The sequence below is a fragment of the Streptomyces sp. NPDC048424 genome (assembly GCF_040651555.1).
Classification (GTDB): domain Bacteria; phylum Actinomycetota; class Actinomycetes; order Streptomycetales; family Streptomycetaceae; genus Streptomyces.
The window spans coordinates 20217-36121 of the sequence record NZ_JBEZKE010000008.1 but is presented as its reverse complement, the minus strand read 5'-3'; the positions used below and the strand labels follow the sequence as shown (position 1 = coordinate 36121).

14 protein-coding genes are annotated in these 15905 nt (G+C 72.1%); 2 read left to right on the top strand and 12 right to left on the bottom strand.

Annotated elements, in window-relative coordinates:
- The 11 genes from AB0D29_RS13855 to AB0D29_RS13805 all read right to left on the bottom strand — a co-directional run bounded on the left by AB0D29_RS13855 (position 1) and on the right by AB0D29_RS13805 (position 12225).
- A complete protein-coding gene (locus tag AB0D29_RS13855; RefSeq protein WP_362854091.1) occupies positions 1–531 on the bottom strand; it encodes a hypothetical protein in 531 nt (176 codons plus the stop codon).
- Positions 532–611: 80 nt separating this feature from the next.
- A complete protein-coding gene (locus AB0D29_RS13850) occupies positions 612–1148 on the bottom strand; it encodes a nucleoside 2-deoxyribosyltransferase (RefSeq protein WP_362854090.1) in 537 nt (178 codons plus the stop codon).
- A 50-nt stretch (positions 1149–1198) separates the two neighbouring features.
- Positions 1199–1801, bottom strand: a complete 603-nt coding sequence (locus AB0D29_RS13845) for a class I SAM-dependent methyltransferase (RefSeq protein ID WP_362854088.1) — start codon at positions 1799–1801, stop codon at positions 1199–1201.
- A 48-nt stretch (positions 1802–1849) separates the two neighbouring features.
- Positions 1850–3733, bottom strand: coding sequence for a hypothetical protein (locus AB0D29_RS13840; RefSeq protein ID WP_362854086.1), 1884 nt, complete (start codon positions 3731–3733; stop codon positions 1850–1852).
- Between the two features lie 110 nt (positions 3734–3843).
- A complete protein-coding gene (locus AB0D29_RS13835; RefSeq protein WP_362854085.1) occupies positions 3844–5073 on the bottom strand; it encodes an MFS transporter in 1230 nt (409 codons plus the stop codon).
- Between the two features lie 103 nt (positions 5074–5176).
- Positions 5177–6418, bottom strand: coding sequence for an ATP-dependent carboxylate-amine ligase (locus AB0D29_RS13830; RefSeq protein WP_362854084.1), 1242 nt, complete (start codon positions 6416–6418; stop codon positions 5177–5179).
- Complete coding sequence (locus AB0D29_RS13825) at positions 6415–7596, bottom strand: DegT/DnrJ/EryC1/StrS family aminotransferase (protein ID WP_362854083.1); 1182 nt, start codon at positions 7594–7596, stop codon at positions 6415–6417. Before AB0D29_RS13825 ends, AB0D29_RS13830 begins: the two co-directional genes overlap by 4 nt.
- Entirely contained in the window at positions 7593–8759 is a 1167-nt protein-coding gene (blsG, locus tag AB0D29_RS13820) for an arginine 2,3-aminomutase (RefSeq protein WP_362854082.1), read from the bottom strand. The genes AB0D29_RS13825 and blsG overlap by 4 nt, the downstream gene beginning before the upstream one ends.
- 151 nt (positions 8760–8910) lie before the next feature.
- Positions 8911–9855 (bottom strand): CGA synthase-related protein, encoded by a 945-nt coding sequence (blsF, locus tag AB0D29_RS13815; RefSeq protein WP_362854081.1) that lies wholly within the window; start codon positions 9853–9855, stop codon positions 8911–8913.
- Positions 9843–10835 carry a cytosylglucuronate decarboxylase gene (gene blsE, locus AB0D29_RS13810; RefSeq protein WP_362854080.1) on the bottom strand — a complete coding sequence of 331 codons (993 nt, stop codon included), beginning with the start codon at positions 10833–10835 and terminating at the stop codon, positions 9843–9845. The genes blsF and blsE overlap by 13 nt, the downstream gene beginning before the upstream one ends.
- Before the next feature lie 154 nt (positions 10836–10989).
- On the bottom strand, positions 10990–12225 hold the full coding sequence (locus AB0D29_RS13805; RefSeq protein WP_362854400.1) for a hydroxymethylcytosylglucuronate/cytosylglucuronate synthase: 1236 nt from the start codon (positions 12223–12225) through the stop codon (positions 10990–10992).
- Positions 12226–12578: 353 nt separating this feature from the next.
- On the opposite strand from AB0D29_RS13805, the gene AB0D29_RS13800 reads away from it, so the two are divergent.
- Positions 12579–14243 (top strand): ATP-binding cassette domain-containing protein, encoded by a 1665-nt coding sequence (locus AB0D29_RS13800; protein WP_362854078.1) that lies wholly within the window; start codon positions 12579–12581, stop codon positions 14241–14243.
- A gap of 13 nt (positions 14244–14256) precedes the next feature.
- Here the strand turns inward: AB0D29_RS13800 and AB0D29_RS13795 are convergent, their stop codons facing one another.
- On the bottom strand, positions 14257–15153 hold the full coding sequence (locus AB0D29_RS13795; RefSeq protein ID WP_362854077.1) for an MBL fold metallo-hydrolase: 897 nt from the start codon (positions 15151–15153) through the stop codon (positions 14257–14259).
- Positions 15154–15252: 99 nt separating this feature from the next.
- Here AB0D29_RS13795 and AB0D29_RS13790 point away from each other — a divergent pair, with 99 nt between their 5' ends.
- Entirely contained in the window at positions 15253–15897 is a 645-nt protein-coding gene (locus AB0D29_RS13790; RefSeq protein ID WP_362854076.1) for a helix-turn-helix domain-containing protein, read from the top strand.
- Positions 15898–15905: the final 8 nt, after the last annotated feature.

The following is a 15905-nucleotide window of genomic DNA, read 5'->3' as shown; positions in this document are numbered from 1 at the left end:
TCAGCCGATCTCACCGACGTCGAGTCCGATGGCCTGCCCACCCTGCTCGACCGAGTCGGCGCGGACGGTGCCCTTGACCGTCCCCGAACGCACGGCCCGGGCCCGGACCGCGGCCACGTAGCCGCGCACCACCTTGACCGAGGCCTCGCCGGTGAGGTCGATGGCCGTCCCCGGCGTCGGCTCACCCTTGAAGACGATCGGCTGCCCGTAGATCGATTCCAGTGTCCGCCTCAGGGCGTCGACCAGCTCCACGGTCGGGGTGTCGCTCGGGTCGATCTCGTCCACGCCCTGGCCGTACTCGCTGAGCGACTGCCGCAGCTGCCGCAGCTCCGGCTCCAGCTCCTCGGCGCGTTCCAGGTCGACGCGGAGCGCCGCCGGCGGGCGCTCGAACAGCTCCCCGGGGAGCTCGACGGCTTCCGCCCTGCGTTCCCTGCGCTGTCTCAGCACCTCTCCGGCCTGGCCATAGAGGAACTTGACCCCCTCGCTGAGCGCGAGTGCGCCGAGGGCCGCCAACGTGATGGGATCCGGCAAGAGTTCACTCCCTTTCGGATTGATGCGGCCATCATCCCCCGCCCGTACCCCGAGCATGCCGAAAGGGCGGGACTGGCCGGTCAGCGGCCGCCGTTGCCCTCCCGCTGCCGCATGACCGCCAGGTCCACCGCCCGGTCGACGGCGGGCAGACAGGTGGCGATGTCCGTGTGGACCACGTACTCCACGGACGCGACCGTGTGCAGGCCCTGGACCAGGAAGGTGTACTCCCTGTCGCGTTCCAGCAGCAGGACGATCGGCTTGTCGAAGGCGCTGGCCCACCCGATCTCGATGTGGGTGCCCGGGGAAGCCGGGTGGCCCGGCAGCGCCACGAAGACGTCCGCCTTGCGGATCTCGTCCTGGTCGAGCTTGGTGCACTGCTCCGGCCGCATCAGTTCCGCGCCCCACGCCTCGCGGCGGTGGGCGTTGTGCACGGCGAGCCCCTGCGCCTCGAAGTGCTTGATCAGGACGTCGAACGGGGCCCGGGCGTCGGCCGGCATCTCTCCGGTCTCGGGGTCCAGGAGCTGGATGAACGGGCCGGCGAGGAAGACCGAGCGGATGCCCAGGTCGGGGCGGGAGTCATGGGTGTCACGGGAGTCACGGGGCTGCGTGATGGTCATGGGGGTACCTCCGGAGTGTCGCTGGTGTGCGGTGTCGGGTGCGGGCTGGGTCAGTCCTTGAGGAAGCACTGGATGAAGGCGTCGCCGGCGGTGCCGCCGTGGGTGTACTCGGTGGTGTCGTACGCGACGAAGGGGTGCCGCTCGACCCGGATCCGGCGGAAGTGCGGGAGGTACTGCCAGCGCAGTTCGGGCTTGGTGCTGAAGAACGGGATGAAGACGCCGCCGGGGCGCAGCACCCGGACGACCTCCGGCATGGTCCTGGCCCACAGGTCGGCGTCCGTCCAGACCTCCATGTCGAGGGCCGGGTCGAAGAACATCCCGTCGATGCTCTCCGACGGCAGTTCGAAGATCCGCTCGAAGAAGTCGCCGCGCTCGACCGTGAGGTTGTCGGGTACGTGCGGGTGCCGGGTACGGAACAGGTCCTCGACCTCGTCGAAGAGTTCCAGCACCGTGTGGCTGCGGGTCGCCGGGTTGCCGGCGATGCGCAGGGCGGACAGGCCGAGTCCCAGCCCGACCTCGTAGAAGTCCTTGCCGTACTCGCACAGCATGTCGGCGCTGGCCCACATCAGGTCCCGCTCCCAGGCCTGCATGGCCTGCTCGCCGCCGATGCTGAGGGTCACCTCGCCGTTCTGCTCGATCAGTTCGATCTCCATGCTCTTCTCCCTGCTGTGGTGTGGGCGGTTCGGGCGCTGGGGGTCGGATCAGGTGGTTCGGGGAAGGACCCCGAAGTGGCGCCGGGCCGTGGAGACGGCGAGGTCCTGTACGGCGAACACCGTGAAGTAGTAGGCCTGCGGGGCGGTTTCGGGGGCGAACCGCACACGGAACGCAACGTCCTCGGCCCGCCCACCGGTGAGCCGGAGCCTGGTGGTGGCCGGCTCCACGGTGGTGTCCTCGCGCAGGTAGCCCGGGACGAAGAGGCCCAGCCGGACCGGCCCGGTCCGGGCCGCGGTGACCGTGGCCCGGACCTCCAGTACCCCGCCCTGCCCGACCTCGTCCGCGGCGTGCGCGAGCAGCGTGGGGGCGTCCGGGATCCGGAAGGTCACGTCTCCGCACCGCATGCAGACGGCGCACGTGGTGTCCAGGACGTGCGGGAGCAGGCCCCGCCGGGTGAACTCCTGTGCGGGGCGGCCGCAGTGGCAGGTGACCTCCCGGACCTCCGGGTCCAGGCTGCTGCGGTCGCCGAAGTGCGCCGGGTAGTTCATCAGCTCGGTCTCGGGATCGGCCGCGACCTGCTCGGTGATCGCATGGTCGAGGGACTGCAGGTCCGCGGTGAGCGAGGCGTCGATCTGCTCGGGTGACTGGTCGGCGAGGTGGGTGGGCCTGGCCACCCAGAGGTCGACCTTGCGGGCCAGTTTTGTCAGCCGGGGCCGCAGCGCGTGGTTGTGCGGCAGCAGGTCCGAGGCGAGGTAGGCGGTGAGCCGGCCGCCCACGGTGAGCAGGAGCGGGTCGGGGCGGTGGTCCGCCGGAGCAGGGGGCGCCGGGGTGTCCTCCGGTGCCCCGGGCAGTCCGAAGCGCATGAACGCCGGGTAGGGGTGCGAGCCCGCCAGACTGGCGTTGAGGGTGTCGACCGAGTCCGCGCCGATGAGGGCGCCGTGCATCCAGGCGACGTTCTCCGGCCGGTCGGAGTCGTGCACCGACACGGCCGAGACCACGGTGCGGGCGGGACCGTCGAGGGCGTTCAGCAGCAGCTGGTACTTCGGGTCGTACAGCGCGAGGTCGGCGAGCGGGCCGCTGTTGCACGCGCTGAGCACCAGTTCCACGGCCTCCACCCGGTTGAGGGGGACCAGCTTGTCCTCCGGCTTGTAGCAGGGCAGGCCGTACGCGCAGCGCGGGCCGAGCAGCCCGGGCACGGCCGGGGCCGAGCCGTTGAGGCCGCAGATGGTGAACTCGCCGAGGTTGACGCTGTCGTCCTTGCCGTGTCCCTGGAAGGCCACCCGCCGCCACCGGGTGCCCAGGATCTCCGCCTGGATGTCCGAACGCTCGAAGTCGCGGTCGTCGAAGACCTGGACGCCGGGCAGCCGGGGAGGCCGGTCGGTGTCCGTGAAGAGGCCGAGCGCGTCGACGTCGAGGGCCGGTTCCGCGTACTGCTTGGCCACGTTCCAGACGAGCGAGGCATCGTCCCGGCCGCTCAGCAGCGTCAGAGCGTGCCGCGGGCCGCGGTAGGTCGCCATCAGCAGGGCCCGTACCGGGGCGAGGGTGAGCCGGTCGTAGCAGCCGACGACCAGCAGCGAGCCGCTGTGCCGGGCCCGGAACGCCGCCTCGTCGGCCAGCTCCTCCTCGGCCACCCACGTCCGGGCGAGCGTGCGTGCCAACTGTGCGAGGCCCTCGGGCAGTTGTGCCTCGCCGAGAACGATCCCGACGTCCAGTGGGTGCGGCCGCCGCAGGCCGCCGTACAGCCGGCCGGCGAGCTCGACGCTCTCCGCAAGATCGGCGCGGTCCTCGGTCGGGACCGGCACCGGCAGGAGCTCGGGGGAGTCCAGGAACTCCCGGACGGCCCGGGCGAACTCCTGCCGGGTGACCGGACGGAACAGGGGGGCCGGCCCGGACGGACGGCTGGGTCGCTGGTCGGTGACGGCGGTGTTCATGGTGGACCACCTCGTGTTGTCCGCGCCGGGGCGGGAGGGAAAGGGGAACGGCTGCGGGCCGGGGTCGGGTGAACGGGTCACCGGGGGACCTCGCGGGCGGGGCCGGGCCTTCACACCGCACGCTCCGGCTCCGGCGCCGCCTGCCGGGTCAGCAACCCCCGACAGGCGAAGGCCAGTCCGGCCGCGGCCAGGGCGGTCCCGGTCGCCACCGTGAACACCACCCGCGGCCCGAACGGGTCCATCAGCAGCCCGCCGGCCTGCTGACCCACGGCGTCGCCCAGGACGGTCGCCAGCGACGCCCAGGTGAACGCCTCCGCCATGGACCGCTTGTCGGCGATGCCGCTCACCAAGGTCATCTCGGTGGCGGAGACCAGCGCGATCGGTACGCTGCCCACCGCGAGCGCCACCGCCAGGCCCGCCTGGGACCCGGCGAGCAGCGTCAGCCCCGTCCCGAGGGCGTAGGCCAGCAGCAGGCGCGGCAAGCGCGCCTGGGGAGCCACCTCGGACTGGGACCGGCCGAGCCAGACGGCCCCCAGCGCGCTGCCGACACCCCAGCAGGCGTACACCACGCCCGCGCCGCCGGGCGCACCGTGGTGGTCGACGAACGCCGGGATCGCCAGGGTCAGCAGACCGATGGGCACCGCGGAGACGGCCATGATGCCGGTCAGCGCCAGCAGGGCCGGATCCCGCAGCGGGCCCAGCGGGTGGCGCGGAACCTTCGGACCGTCCGCCGGGGCGCCCTCCGTACCGGCCGGCAGCCGGGTGTACGCGAGCCCGAGCGCGCCCAGGCCGCCCACCACCGCGACCGCCGTCAGCGCCAGACCCGCCGAGCCGACCAGCATCAGCGCCGCCAGCATCAGCGGCGCGCCGATCACCAGGACCTCGGTGAGCAGCGCCTCCCAGAGGTAGGCCGTCTCGCGTTCCTCCTTGCGGAGCGGAAGCCGCGCCCAGAGCGAGCGCATGCAGGCGTTCGCGGGCGGCAGCACCACCCCCGCCACCACCGCCGCCACCGGCTGCCCCCAGCCGCCCGGGCGGGTCGCCCACACCAGGACGGCGAGCGCCGCCGGGTAGGCGACGGCGGTCGCGGCCAGCACCGCCGAGCGGCCGCTGCGGTCGAGGCGGCGGGCGATGAACGGGCTGCCGAGGGCCATGCCGAGCGTGTACAGCGCCGCGATGAGGCCCGCCTGGGCGTAACTGCCGCCCTGCTCGCGGACGGTCAGGACGAGGGCCAGCGACATCAGGTAGACCGGCAGTCTGGAGACGACGCTCCACCAGGCCGCCCCCGCCACCTGGGGGCGTGTGAGCAGGTCGAGGAAGCGACGGGGCAGGCCGCTGGTCACGTGGTCGGTCTCCGTTCCATTGGCCGCACGGGGCGGCCGAGTCGGGTGCCCGTCCGCTGCGCGGGCGGGCGGGTCGGCAGGGGCGGGGCGGAATCGCCAGGGATCAGATGGGGACGGCGTCGGCCTCCTGCGCCGCCACCACCTCGATGCTGAACCGGGCGAGCACCTCGCGCATGCGGCTCTCCACCTCCCCGACCGAGGCGCCCACGACGTGGGCGTACCCCGAGGCGTTGTGCGAGGCCCGGCGGGCCGTCACCGGGTCACCGGCGCGGACCTTGAGGACGGCGTCGACGACCCCGGGCATCTCCAGGAGTTCCTCCCGGGAGGTGATCCGCCGGATCGTTCCGGAGCCGGGCAGCGGCAGCAACAGATCGCCCGCACAACGGCGTTCGCGGTAGTCCAGCTCCGGCCGCCGGCCGAGGTAGACATCGAGGGTGGCGCCGAACACGTCGAAGCCGTACGCGTGGCCGTGGTTGGCGGGGATCTCGCAGCCCGCGAGCCGGAGGCCGATCTCGCCGGCGTACACCTCGCCGTCGATCAGGAAGAACTCCATGTGGGCATAGCCGTGGTCGAGGCCCATCCCGGTGACGATCCGCTGGACGAGCTCCCGCAGGTCCACCGGCGGACCCTCGCCGGTGCCGACGCTGATGTTGGCGTTCATCGCGCCGTCGACGATGTCCAGCGGGCGGCAGGGCATGGCACTGGGCCACGCGTCGAGGACCTCGCCGCCGAGGATGATCGCGCAGACCTCCCACTCGGTGCCTCCGAGGTGGGCCTCCACCATCCAGTCCCGTGCCGTGAGATCGATCCCGGCGAGGTCACCGGGCCCGGTGAGACGGTAGGTGTCCACGCAGGCGAACGAGTCCACCGGTTTGAGCACCACCGGCCAGCCGTGCCGGCCGGCGAACCGCTCGACCTCGTCGGCGGACCGCACCCGTGCGAACTCCGCCGTACGCAGGCCCAGTTCCCGGAAGCACGCCTTCATGACGGCCTTGTCCCGGACCAGGGCCACCTGCCGTTCGGTCAGGTGCGGCAGGCCGGCGAGCGCCGCGAACCGCTGGGCCTCGGCCTGCCGGGGCTCCGACGGGTTGCAGAACCGGGTCGGCGGTACCGGCAGTCCGGCAGCCCACTCCCGGTAGCGCCGGGCCTCCTCGGCCGCCGGGACGCCCTCGCGCACCCAGAAGGCGGGCAGGTGCGCGGTTTCGAGCAGGTAGTCCTCCGGCAGGTCCTGCCGGGTGGCGGCGAACCGCAGCAGGACCAGCCGGCCGGCCGACTTCCGGGCCGCGTAGCGGGTGAAGGACGACGGCCGGTCGTCCACCATCAACAACACCTCGGCGTCGCTCACACCGCCTCCAGCACCTGGCGGACGGCCTTGGCCGCGAGGGCCTGCTCCTCCTGCGGCAGCTCCGGGGAGAGCGGCACGCACAGGGTGCGGTCCAGCCGGTCCCTGGTCCGGGCGAAGCCGTCGTGGCTGAGAACGAGCGGGCCCTCGGGGGCGTGGTTCCACGGGAAGCCGTCGCGGTAGAGCGAACGGCGGCCGGTGAGCACCGGATGGTCGGGCAACAGGTATTTCCCGAGCGTCCAGTTGGCGATGCCGGCCGCAGTGAGCGCGGCCACCGACGCGTCCCGCAGCTCTTTGCTCTCGCACCGGAACCGCAGGCTGACCTTCACGTCGCCGGCGGCCCGCGGCCGGACTTCCAGGTCGGGCCGGTCGGGCAGCTCGGCCATGGCGATGGCGTACATCCGCTCCAGGCCGTCGAGCAGTTCGTCGAGGTGCCGGAACTGCTGGCACTGGACGGCCGCGACCTGCTCGCTGGTGACGAAGTTCTCCCCGAAGTGGGCGTCCTGGTTCCAGGTCGGGTAGTGGCCCGGCACCCGTGCCGAGCCGTGGTCGTGGTAGCGGCGCATGGTCGCCCAGGCGTCCTCGTCGTTGGTGACGACCAGCCCGCCCTCGCCCGAGGTGAGCACCTTGTTGTGGTGGAAGCTGAACGTCCCGGCGTAGCCGGCCGTTCCGACGTACCGGCCGTCGGGGAACCGCGCGCCGAGGGACTGGGCGCAGTCCTCGACCAGGTAGGGCACGTCCGCCGGCAGCGGTGCCACGGTGCCCTCCATGTGGGCCGTGATCACCCGCTGCGCGTCCGGCGGCAGCAGCGTGGGGTCCATGGAGAGCGAGTCGTCGGCGTCGACCAGTACCGGGATCAGACCGCAGGACAGCACGGCCCCGGCCACCGCGACGAACGTCACCGCCGGGATGTGCACCAGGTCGCCGATGGCCGGACGGGTGGAGATCAGCGCCAGCCTCAGTGCCTCCGTGCAGTTGTGCACGGCCAGGGCGTGCCCCGCACCCAGGCGTTCGGCCACGGTCCGCTCCAGGCGGGAGGCCATGCTCTCGGTCTCGGTCTGGTACCGGAACAGGACCTGGTGCTCGATCACCTTCCGGAGCTCCGACATGTCGGACCAGTCGAGGTAGTTCGCTCCGTAGGGCAGGAAGCGCTGCCCGAGCCGCTTGTCGAGTGTGCTCATCGTGTCTCGGACTCCGTGATCGGCTGCGCGTCGCCGCCGACGACCATCTCCTGGCCTCGGTAGTTGCGGAGCAGCAGGCCGTCGGGGGTGGGGGTGAAGGAGGGCTGCGCGACCGGGATCTTGCCGATCTTGGTGGTCAGGACGTACTGGGGGACGCCGAACCCGGTGATGTGGCCCTGCAGGCCGGCCATGATCTCCCAGCCCTTCTCCACGGACGTCATGAAGTGCGAGACCCCGGTGACGTTGTCGCAGTGGTAGAGGTAGTACGGCCGGACCCGGATCCGCAGCAGCTCGGTCATCAGGGTGCGCATGGTGGCGACGTCGTCGTTGATCCCGCGCAGCAGCACCGTCTGGTTCCCGACCGGGATTCCGTGCCGCAGCAGGCGGTCCACGGCCGCCGCGGCCTCCGGAGTGATCTCTTTCGGGTGGTTGAAATGGGTGTTCAGCCAGACCGGGTGGTAGCGGGAGAGCATCGAGCAGAGGTCTTCGGTGATCCGTTGTGGCAGGAGCACGGGGAACCTGCTGCCGATCCGGATGATCTCCACGCTGGGGATCGCCCGGAGACCGGCGATGATCTCCTCCAACTTGCCGTCCTGGTACGAGAGCGGGTCGCCGCCGGTCAGCAGGACGTCCCGGATCTCGGGGTGGTCGGCGATGTAGCGCAGGTCCTCGTCGAAGGAGCCGCCCTCGTCGTCACGGAAGTAGGTGCCGTCGACATCGGTCGTGTGGAACTTGCGCGTGCAGTGGCGGCAGTAGACCGGGCAGGCCTCGGTGATCAGCATGATCACCCGGTCCGGGTACTTGTGCACCACCCGGTTGGTCTTGCGGTAGTAGGTGTCCCCGACCGGGTCGACCTCGGCCCCGGGGAACTCCGTCAGCTCGCCGAGCGCCGGAACCGCCTGCAGGCGGACCGGGCAGCCGGGGTCGTCCGGGTCCATCAGCGACGCGTAGTACGGGGTGACGCTCCAGCGGTACTTGCCCGCCACCCCGGCGATGGCCTCCTCCTCGTCGGTACTGAGGTTGATCCACTGCCTGGCCTTTTCGACGTTGGTGATGCGCCGGCGCATGTGCCAGCGCCAGTCGTCCCAGTCGCTCTCCGGGACACGGGGGCGGATCAGTTCGGGGCCGGTGGCAGCGACGGGTTCACGGAGGGTTTCGGACATGGCGGCTCCAGCACGACGCGCGGGACGTGGACAGGGTGGCCGCGACCGGTGTGGCCGGACCAGAGGGCTGACGAGGAGGGCGGACGAGGTGGGCGGACGAGGAGGGGGACGCGATGGACGCGACGGGTGAACGGGCGGGCCGGCGGCGCGCTCACAGCGGGGCGAGCGCGAGCTGGCGGAGGGTACGGGCGACACGCTGTGCGCCGCGCAGGTCGTCCAGAGCCGGGTCGAGCTGGTGCCACGGGCCCGTCGCGGCGGCCGCGGACAGCCCCCACAGGGCCGGGTCGGCGGGATCGTCGGCCGAGGGCAGCGGCAGGACCTCGGCGAGCCGACCGGCCAGGTCCCGCTGTGCGGACCCGAGCGGTGGCAGCAGGGCCAGCGGCGCCCGCCGCGCCTGGGCGAGGGCGAGCGCCCCCAGCACCGGCGAGGCCAGGAACACCGCGGCGTCGGCGTGGAGCGCGTCCGGGTCGGCTTCGGCGGCCCGGAGCACCCGGACGCCCGGATGCTCCGCCAGGGCGGACCGCAGGAGCGGGAGCCCGGTGTCGGCGACCACGGTGCAACTCCCGGTGCGGTGCAGCGCGGCGGCGGCCAGCTCCCGCAGCGCCCCGTACGCGAAGACCTCCGTTTCGGCCTGGGGTACGGACCACAGGGACAGGAGCAGCAGGGTGCCCGAGCGCGTCCGGCTCCTGCCGGTGCGCTGCGGCGCGAGGACCCCGGTCGGCCGTGCGCCTTGGGCCGGGGAGCCGGACGGCGGCAGCCAACCCGGCCGGTGGACCCGTCCGAGCGCACGTTCCGGCGGCGCGTCGGCGCCGGGCGGTTCGGGATGGCCCGATTCCAGGTGCACCACCGGCACGCCCAGGTCCAGAAGCCGTTCGGTTGCGGCCACGTCGTCGCAGACCAGCGCCGCGACCGGTGGTGGTTCGAGCTCGGCCCAGCCGGTCCGGGTGAGGTCGCCGAGGTGGGCGGCCACCCGGCGCAGGGCGAGAGTGGAGTCGAGCTGGTCCTCGCGGGCGCTCAGCAGCACCCGCGGGCCGTGCGCGCCATGGCTGCCGGCCGGCGAGGCCGAGGAGTCCTCGGCCGAGGTCAGTAGTGCCATGCTCCCACCGCCCCGAGCCGGGCCACGTCGTCGCTGTATCCGGCGGCGGTGGTGGAGCACCCGCTGCACACCTCGGGCCCGCGCTCGCGGAAGTAGTCGGCGTGAGCCCGGAACACCGGGGTGTCCAGCCGGATCACCCCCTGCTCCCGCAGCGGCGCGCCACCGGGCTGCCCGTCGTCTCCCTCCCGGTGCGGAATGCAGCTGCACGCGAACATCCGCCCGTACTTGCCGTCGACGTAGATGACGTCGTCGGCGACGTGGCACAGGGGTTCGGCGGCGCGCGGGGTGACGGACCGGGAGAAGTACCGCTCCTGTTCCTCCGGGGTGTCGCCGTAGAAGCGTTTGCCCATGGGGACCAGCAGCGCTGCCGGGTCGGCGTCGTAGATCGGATCGCACACGCCGCGGACGTGATCGGCGTCGGGGTACGTGATGGTGCGGTCGAGCTTGAGCGCGGACAGCTCCCACTGGCGTACCCCCGCCTGTGTGAGGACCTCTTGCAGCCGTGGCACCTCGGTGTAGTTGTGCGGCCCGACCACGGTGTTGACCCTGGGCAGGACGCCGAGCGCGGCGGCGTCGCGCAGGCCCTGCAGCCCACTGTCGAACATGCCGGGAGAACGCCGGTAGACGTCGTGGGTGGCGCCCGAGGCGCCGTCCAGGCTGACGATCACCTGGGCAAGGCCGGCCGCGGCCAAGGGGGCGGCCATCCGGGGCAGCAGCGAGCCGTTGGTGATGAGCGACATCTTCATCCCGCCGGCCGCACCCGAGCGCACCAGCTCCACCACGTCCGGGTGCATCAGCGGCTCGCCGCCGGTGAACCGGACGTAACCCACCCCGGCGTCCCTGGCTTTGGGCACCAGGTCTTCGAAGTCCTCCAGGGAGAAACGGAACGTGTCGCGGGAGAGGGCGAACTCGCACATGAAGCAGTCGGCGTTGCAGGCTTCCAGGATCCTGATGAAGAGGTAGCGATCGCGTGTACGCACGGGGTGGAGACCTTCCAGGCGACTCACGGACGGGTGGAACGGGGCGCGGGTGGAACGGCGCGGCCGGGACGGCGCGGATGGTTACCGGGCGGACCGGAACGCGCGGGTCGGGCGGGCCGAACGCGGGTTGGGCGGGGCGGACGGGCTGGACGGGTCAGGAGAGCGGAGCCGCCGCGTCCAGGACTTCGAGCAGCGCGTCGGCCACCTGGGCCGCGCCGCCGGTGCCGACCGCGGTGGTGAGCGCACCCCACTCGCCGACGTCGGCGGACCGGCGCAGCGCGTCGAGGACGCCGTCGCGCAGGGCGTGGCTGACGCCTTGCCGGTCATCGCCGCGCGCTGCCGCCCCGATCGCGCCGTAGATCCGCTCGAGAGCGTGGTCCTCGCCCTCCGAACGGAGTGCCAGCGCCTCGTCCTCGACGAGCACCTCCTTGGGCCAGAGCACCCGCAGCCGGGCCCCGAGCGCCTGGCTGTGGAAGCGGCCGTTGAAGATCTGGCTGAGGTTCTGGGGCGGCAGGCAGACGGTGGGGACGTTCAGCCCGGCCGCCTCGAGCAGGGTGGTCAGACCCGGTGAGGTGAGCAGGACGTCGCAGGCGTCCAACCGTTCCAGGAACGCGCAGTGTCCGAGTGGGCCGGCGGTCGTGCGGGGCGGGGCGATGGACGAGTCGACGAGGCGCCCCGCCAGGTCGCCGGGCAGGTTTCCGGCGATGTGCACCTCCTCGATCCCGTAGGCGGCGAGGGCCTCGAGGGCGGCCGGGACGACCAGGCGCGGATAGTGCTCCGGATCGACGAGACTCGGCGCCCGTAGACCGCCCAGGCTGACCAGCGCCCTGCGGTACGGGCGTCCGGCGCCGCTCCGGGAGCCACGCTCCGGCTCCGGGGCGCGGGGTTGGGCGATGACCGCCTCGACCCAGCGCAGCGCCCGGGCGTCGGCCAGGACGGCCAGGCACTCGGGCGGCAGCTCGACGCTCTTCTGGGCGCAGTACACGGTCGCGTCCAGCGGCAGCGCGGCCCGGTCGCCCTCGGACCAGAGGAAGGGCAGGCTGTCGACGAAAACCGTGGGTACGCCGATGGCCAGCAGCGCCTTCGCGGCCGCGCCGTCCAGGACGACCACGGCGGCCCGTACCCCCTGTGACCGCACGAACTCCTGGACCGCGGGGGCCAACCGGCCGGGATCGTCAGGCAGGTCGTACCAGCCGTCCACCGTGTGCTCGGCGAGCAGAGGCCGACCCAGTCCTGACGCCATTCCGGCGAATCGCAGGGGCGGTGCGGACCGCTCCCGTAACGCGGAAAGCACCGCGCTGAGCTTTCCCGAACTTCCCCATCCGAATTCCGCCCCGACGAGTGCGACGGTGGCGGGACCAGAGCGTGCGGCGGGGGCCGCGGAGGGCATGGCGGCATTGGGCGGCATTGGCTGACTCTCGCATTTCCGTGGAGGGACGGCACGCTGGAAACAGAGGACGGGCGCCGCGCACGCATCCGCATACACGCAGGCACGGGGGCACCCCGGGTGGGATCAAGCGGTCCCTTCCCGAAGCCTCTTTCGAGAGCAACCATTCCGTACAACGGGTGCATGATGCAAGAAGTCGGCGCCGCATTGGAACCGGCGGGTGAATAGCCGGATCAGTAGAATAATCATCCGCCGGTGAACGGTATTTGAAGGGTCGTCACACGATCGGAAATGCATCACGTGGGCCGCCGGAACTGAATCGCCACCCGAGCTTCCGGCCGCTAGGGTTTGCTCCCATGGGCTACCTCGAAGCCGCCTCCCTCGGTCACGTCCTCCCCGATGGTCGCGAGCTGTTCAGCGATGTCTCATTCCGGGTGTCGACCGGCCAGACGGTCGCGCTCATCGGCGACAACGGCGCGGGAAAGACCACGCTCCTGCGCACCCTCACGGGCGAAATCCCGGTGCAGCGGGGATCGTTCCGCAGTCAGGGCGCCGTCGCGGTCATGCCGCAGTTCATCGGCAGCCTGCGCGACGACCGCACCGTCCGGGACCTCCTGCTCACCGTCGCGCCGCCGCCACTGCGGACGGCGGCCGCCGCCCTCGACGCGGCGGAGCTCGCGATGATGGAGGCCGACGACGAGCCCACCCAAGTCCGCTACGCCCAGGCGCTGGTGGACTGGGGCGAGGCCGGCGGGTACGACCACGAGGTGCTGTGGGACACGGTGACGGTCGCCGCGCTCGGCGTCCCGTTCCAGGCCGCGCAGTTCCGGGAGGTGGCGACGCTGTCCGGCGGCGAGCAGAAGAGGCTCGTCCTGGAGGCCCTGCTCCGGGGGCCGGCCGAACTGCTGTTGCTGGACGAACCGGACAACTATCTGGACGTTCCGGGAAAGCGTTGGCTGGAGGAGCAGCTCGCCCAGACCCGGCAGGGCGTTCTGCTGATCACCCACGACCGTGAGGTGCTGAGCCGCACCGCCGGCCAGGTCGTGACACTGGAGGGCGGAACGGCCTGGACCCACGGCGGCGGATTCGCCACCTGGGGTGAGGCCCGTGAGGCGCGCTGGCAGCGGGCGGCGGAGCTGCGGCAGCGCTGGAGCGAGAAGCACGAGCAGCTCAAGGAGCTCGTCCGGACCCTGCGTCAGCAGTCCTCCATCAGTGACGAGATGGCTTCGCGGTACCACGCGGCCCAGACGCGACTGGCGAAGTTCGAGGCGGCCGGGCCGCCGCCCGCGCCGCCGCGCCGGCAGCGGGTCGCACCGGACTTGCGCGGCGGCCGGACCGGCGTCCGCGCGATCACCTGCCGGAACCTCGAACTCAGCGGGCTGATGCGGCCGTTCGACCTGGAGGTGTTCTTCGGCGACCGGGTGTGCGTGCTCGGTTCGAACGGATCGGGCAAGAGTCACTTCCTGCGCCTGCTGGACGAGATGTCCACGGACACGGACACGGGCGCGGACGCGGACACGGCCGGGACCGTGGCGCACACCGGTGAGTGCCGGCTGGGCGCACGCGTCCGGCCCGGGCTGTTCGCCCAGACGCACCGGCACCCGGAGTGGGCCGGCCGGACCCCGGCCGACATCCTCGGCGCCGGCGAGGGCGACCGCCCCGGGCTGGACCTCCAGAGCGCCATGTCGGCCCTGAGCCGCTACGGCCTGGCGGGCGCCGGCCGCCAGAGCTTCGAGACCCTGTCGGGCGGTCAACAGGCCCGCTTCCAGGTCCTGCTGCTGGAACTGGCCGGAGCGACCCTGCTGTTGCTGGACGAACCGACCGACAACCTCGACCTGATCTCCGCCGAGGCCTTGGAGGAGGCCCTGGCCGGCTTCACCGGGACGGTGGTGGCGGTCACCCATGACCGCTGGTTCGCCCGGGTGTTCAGCCGGTTCCTGGTCTTCCGGGAGGACGGCCGGGTGGTGGAGACGGACGAACCGGTGTGGGACGAGGGTCGGGTCAGCCGCGTCCGCAGCTGACTCGGGGCCGCGTCTACGTTCGCCAGGCCGCGACGAGGATCTGCGCAGGGTCGCCGCCCTCACGCGCGAGGTAGAGCGCACGTGCGCCGACCCAGAGCACGGTCGGGCCGAGGTGTTCCGGGTAGCGCTTCAGCATCGCGTCGAAGAACTCGGCCGGGCTGTCGTACGTGGCCAGGGCGGCTTCGGCGTCGTCGAGGTACCGGCGGGTCTCGGCGAGGAGCCGTACCGCGTCGTCGTCGAGGTTCTTGTTCTGGTGGCTCGCCACGATGTGGCGCGCTTCGAGCGCGGCGACGGTGTCGACGGCCTTGCGCCAGGGGCCGAGGTCGCCGTCGGCCGACTCGGCGAGGTACATGTGCACGCCGTTGTAGATCACGTCGCCGGCCACCACCAGATCGAGGTCGGGCACGTGCAGTACCGCGCTGTCGTCGCTGTCCGCGTGGCCCACTTCGACGATGTCGAGGTCGTGTCCTTCGAGGGTGAGGCGGTTGCCGGGCACCGTGACGGCCGTGACCGGGGACGGGGGGATGCGGCCCGGCCACAGCACGTCCCACAGCACCTCCCGGGCGTGCACGTTGTGGTGCATCTGGGCGACGGCGCCGGGGGACGTGACGACCTGGGCCCCGAAGCGCTCGGCGAGCACCCCGGCGGTGAACCAGTGGTCACCGTGCCCGTGGGTGGCGACGATGTGCGTCAGCCGCTTCCCGCTCGCCTCGACCCACTCTCCGACCTGCTCCGCCTGCTCGCGGGTCAGCGGCGGGTCGACGAGCACGGCCTCCCGGCGGCCCTGGATCAGGGTGACCGCGAGGGGCTGGAAGGCGCGGGGCGCTCCGTTGGGCAGCGGCCCGGGACCGTTCATCGGCAGCGGGTCCGCCACGAACACGTCATAGCCGATGTCAGCGGTGGTGGACATGGTTCCTCCCGCATGTCCCGAGGTATATCGATCGCTTTACTTGATGGATCCAGGCTACTCCCTCCCGGGTGGATGTATAGCGTTCGCTATACTTCTGGTATGGGGGCATCGACATCAACCGCAGGGGCGGCCCGCGGCGGGCGTGGCGCGCGTGAGCGGATCCTGCGGGCTGCGGAGGAGCTCTTCTACACGCGCGGCATCCACGCCACCGGTGTGGCGGCGCTCATGGCGGCCGCGCACGTCTCGCCCCGGACCTTCTACGCGCACTTCCCGACCAAGAACGCGCTGGTGGAGCAGTACCTCCGTCGATTCGAGTCGGAGCGGCCGATCGCTGCCGAAACGGAGCTGGAGCGCAGCGACCTGACCCCGGCTCAGCGACTCCTGGCCGTCTTCACCGCACTCGAGGGTGACTCGTCGACGCTCATCCGCGGATGCCCCTTCCACAACGCCGTCATCGAAGGCGCCGGGGAGCTCCCGGAGGTGGCCCGCCTCGCGCAGCGGCACAAGCAGGCCTTCCGTGACCGCGTCGTGGCCACGGCCGCGGAGGCCGGAGCGGCCGACCCGGAGGCCCTCGGCCAGCAACTCGCCGTGATCTTCGAAGGAGCGAATGCGCTGGCGGCCTCCTGCAATGACAACCAGGCGTTCTCGGACGCCCGGCGAGCCGCCGAGACGCTCCTGGCCGTTGCCCTGGGCCCCGCGGCCGGAGGTGAACCGGGGCGGCCGTCAGGCCCCCGCCCCGCGTAGCGGTCTAG

Coding starts and splice junctions, on each gene's coding strand:
- AB0D29_RS13805 (WP_362854400.1), bottom strand. CDS start 12,225: ATGCCCTCCGCGGCCCCCGCCGCACGCTCTGGTCCCGCCACCGTCGCA.
- AB0D29_RS13825 (WP_362854083.1), bottom strand. CDS start 7,596: ATGAGCACACTCGACAAGCGGCTCGGGCAGCGCTTCCTGCCCTACGGA.
- AB0D29_RS13845 (WP_362854088.1), bottom strand. CDS start 1,801: ATGGAGATCGAACTGATCGAGCAGAACGGCGAGGTGACCCTCAGCATC.
- AB0D29_RS13840 (WP_362854086.1), bottom strand. CDS start 3,733: ATGAACACCGCCGTCACCGACCAGCGACCCAGCCGTCCGTCCGGGCCG.
- AB0D29_RS13795 (WP_362854077.1), bottom strand. CDS start 15,153: ATGTCCACCACCGCTGACATCGGCTATGACGTGTTCGTGGCGGACCCG.
- AB0D29_RS13790 (WP_362854076.1), top strand. CDS start 15,253: ATGGGGGCATCGACATCAACCGCAGGGGCGGCCCGCGGCGGGCGTGGC.
- AB0D29_RS13850 (WP_362854090.1), bottom strand. CDS start 1,148: ATGACCATCACGCAGCCCCGTGACTCCCGTGACACCCATGACTCCCGC.
- blsF (WP_362854081.1), bottom strand. CDS start 9,855: ATGGCACTACTGACCTCGGCCGAGGACTCCTCGGCCTCGCCGGCCGGC.
- blsG (WP_362854082.1), bottom strand. CDS start 8,759: ATGTCCGAAACCCTCCGTGAACCCGTCGCTGCCACCGGCCCCGAACTG.
- AB0D29_RS13800 (WP_362854078.1), top strand. CDS start 12,579: ATGGGCTACCTCGAAGCCGCCTCCCTCGGTCACGTCCTCCCCGATGGT.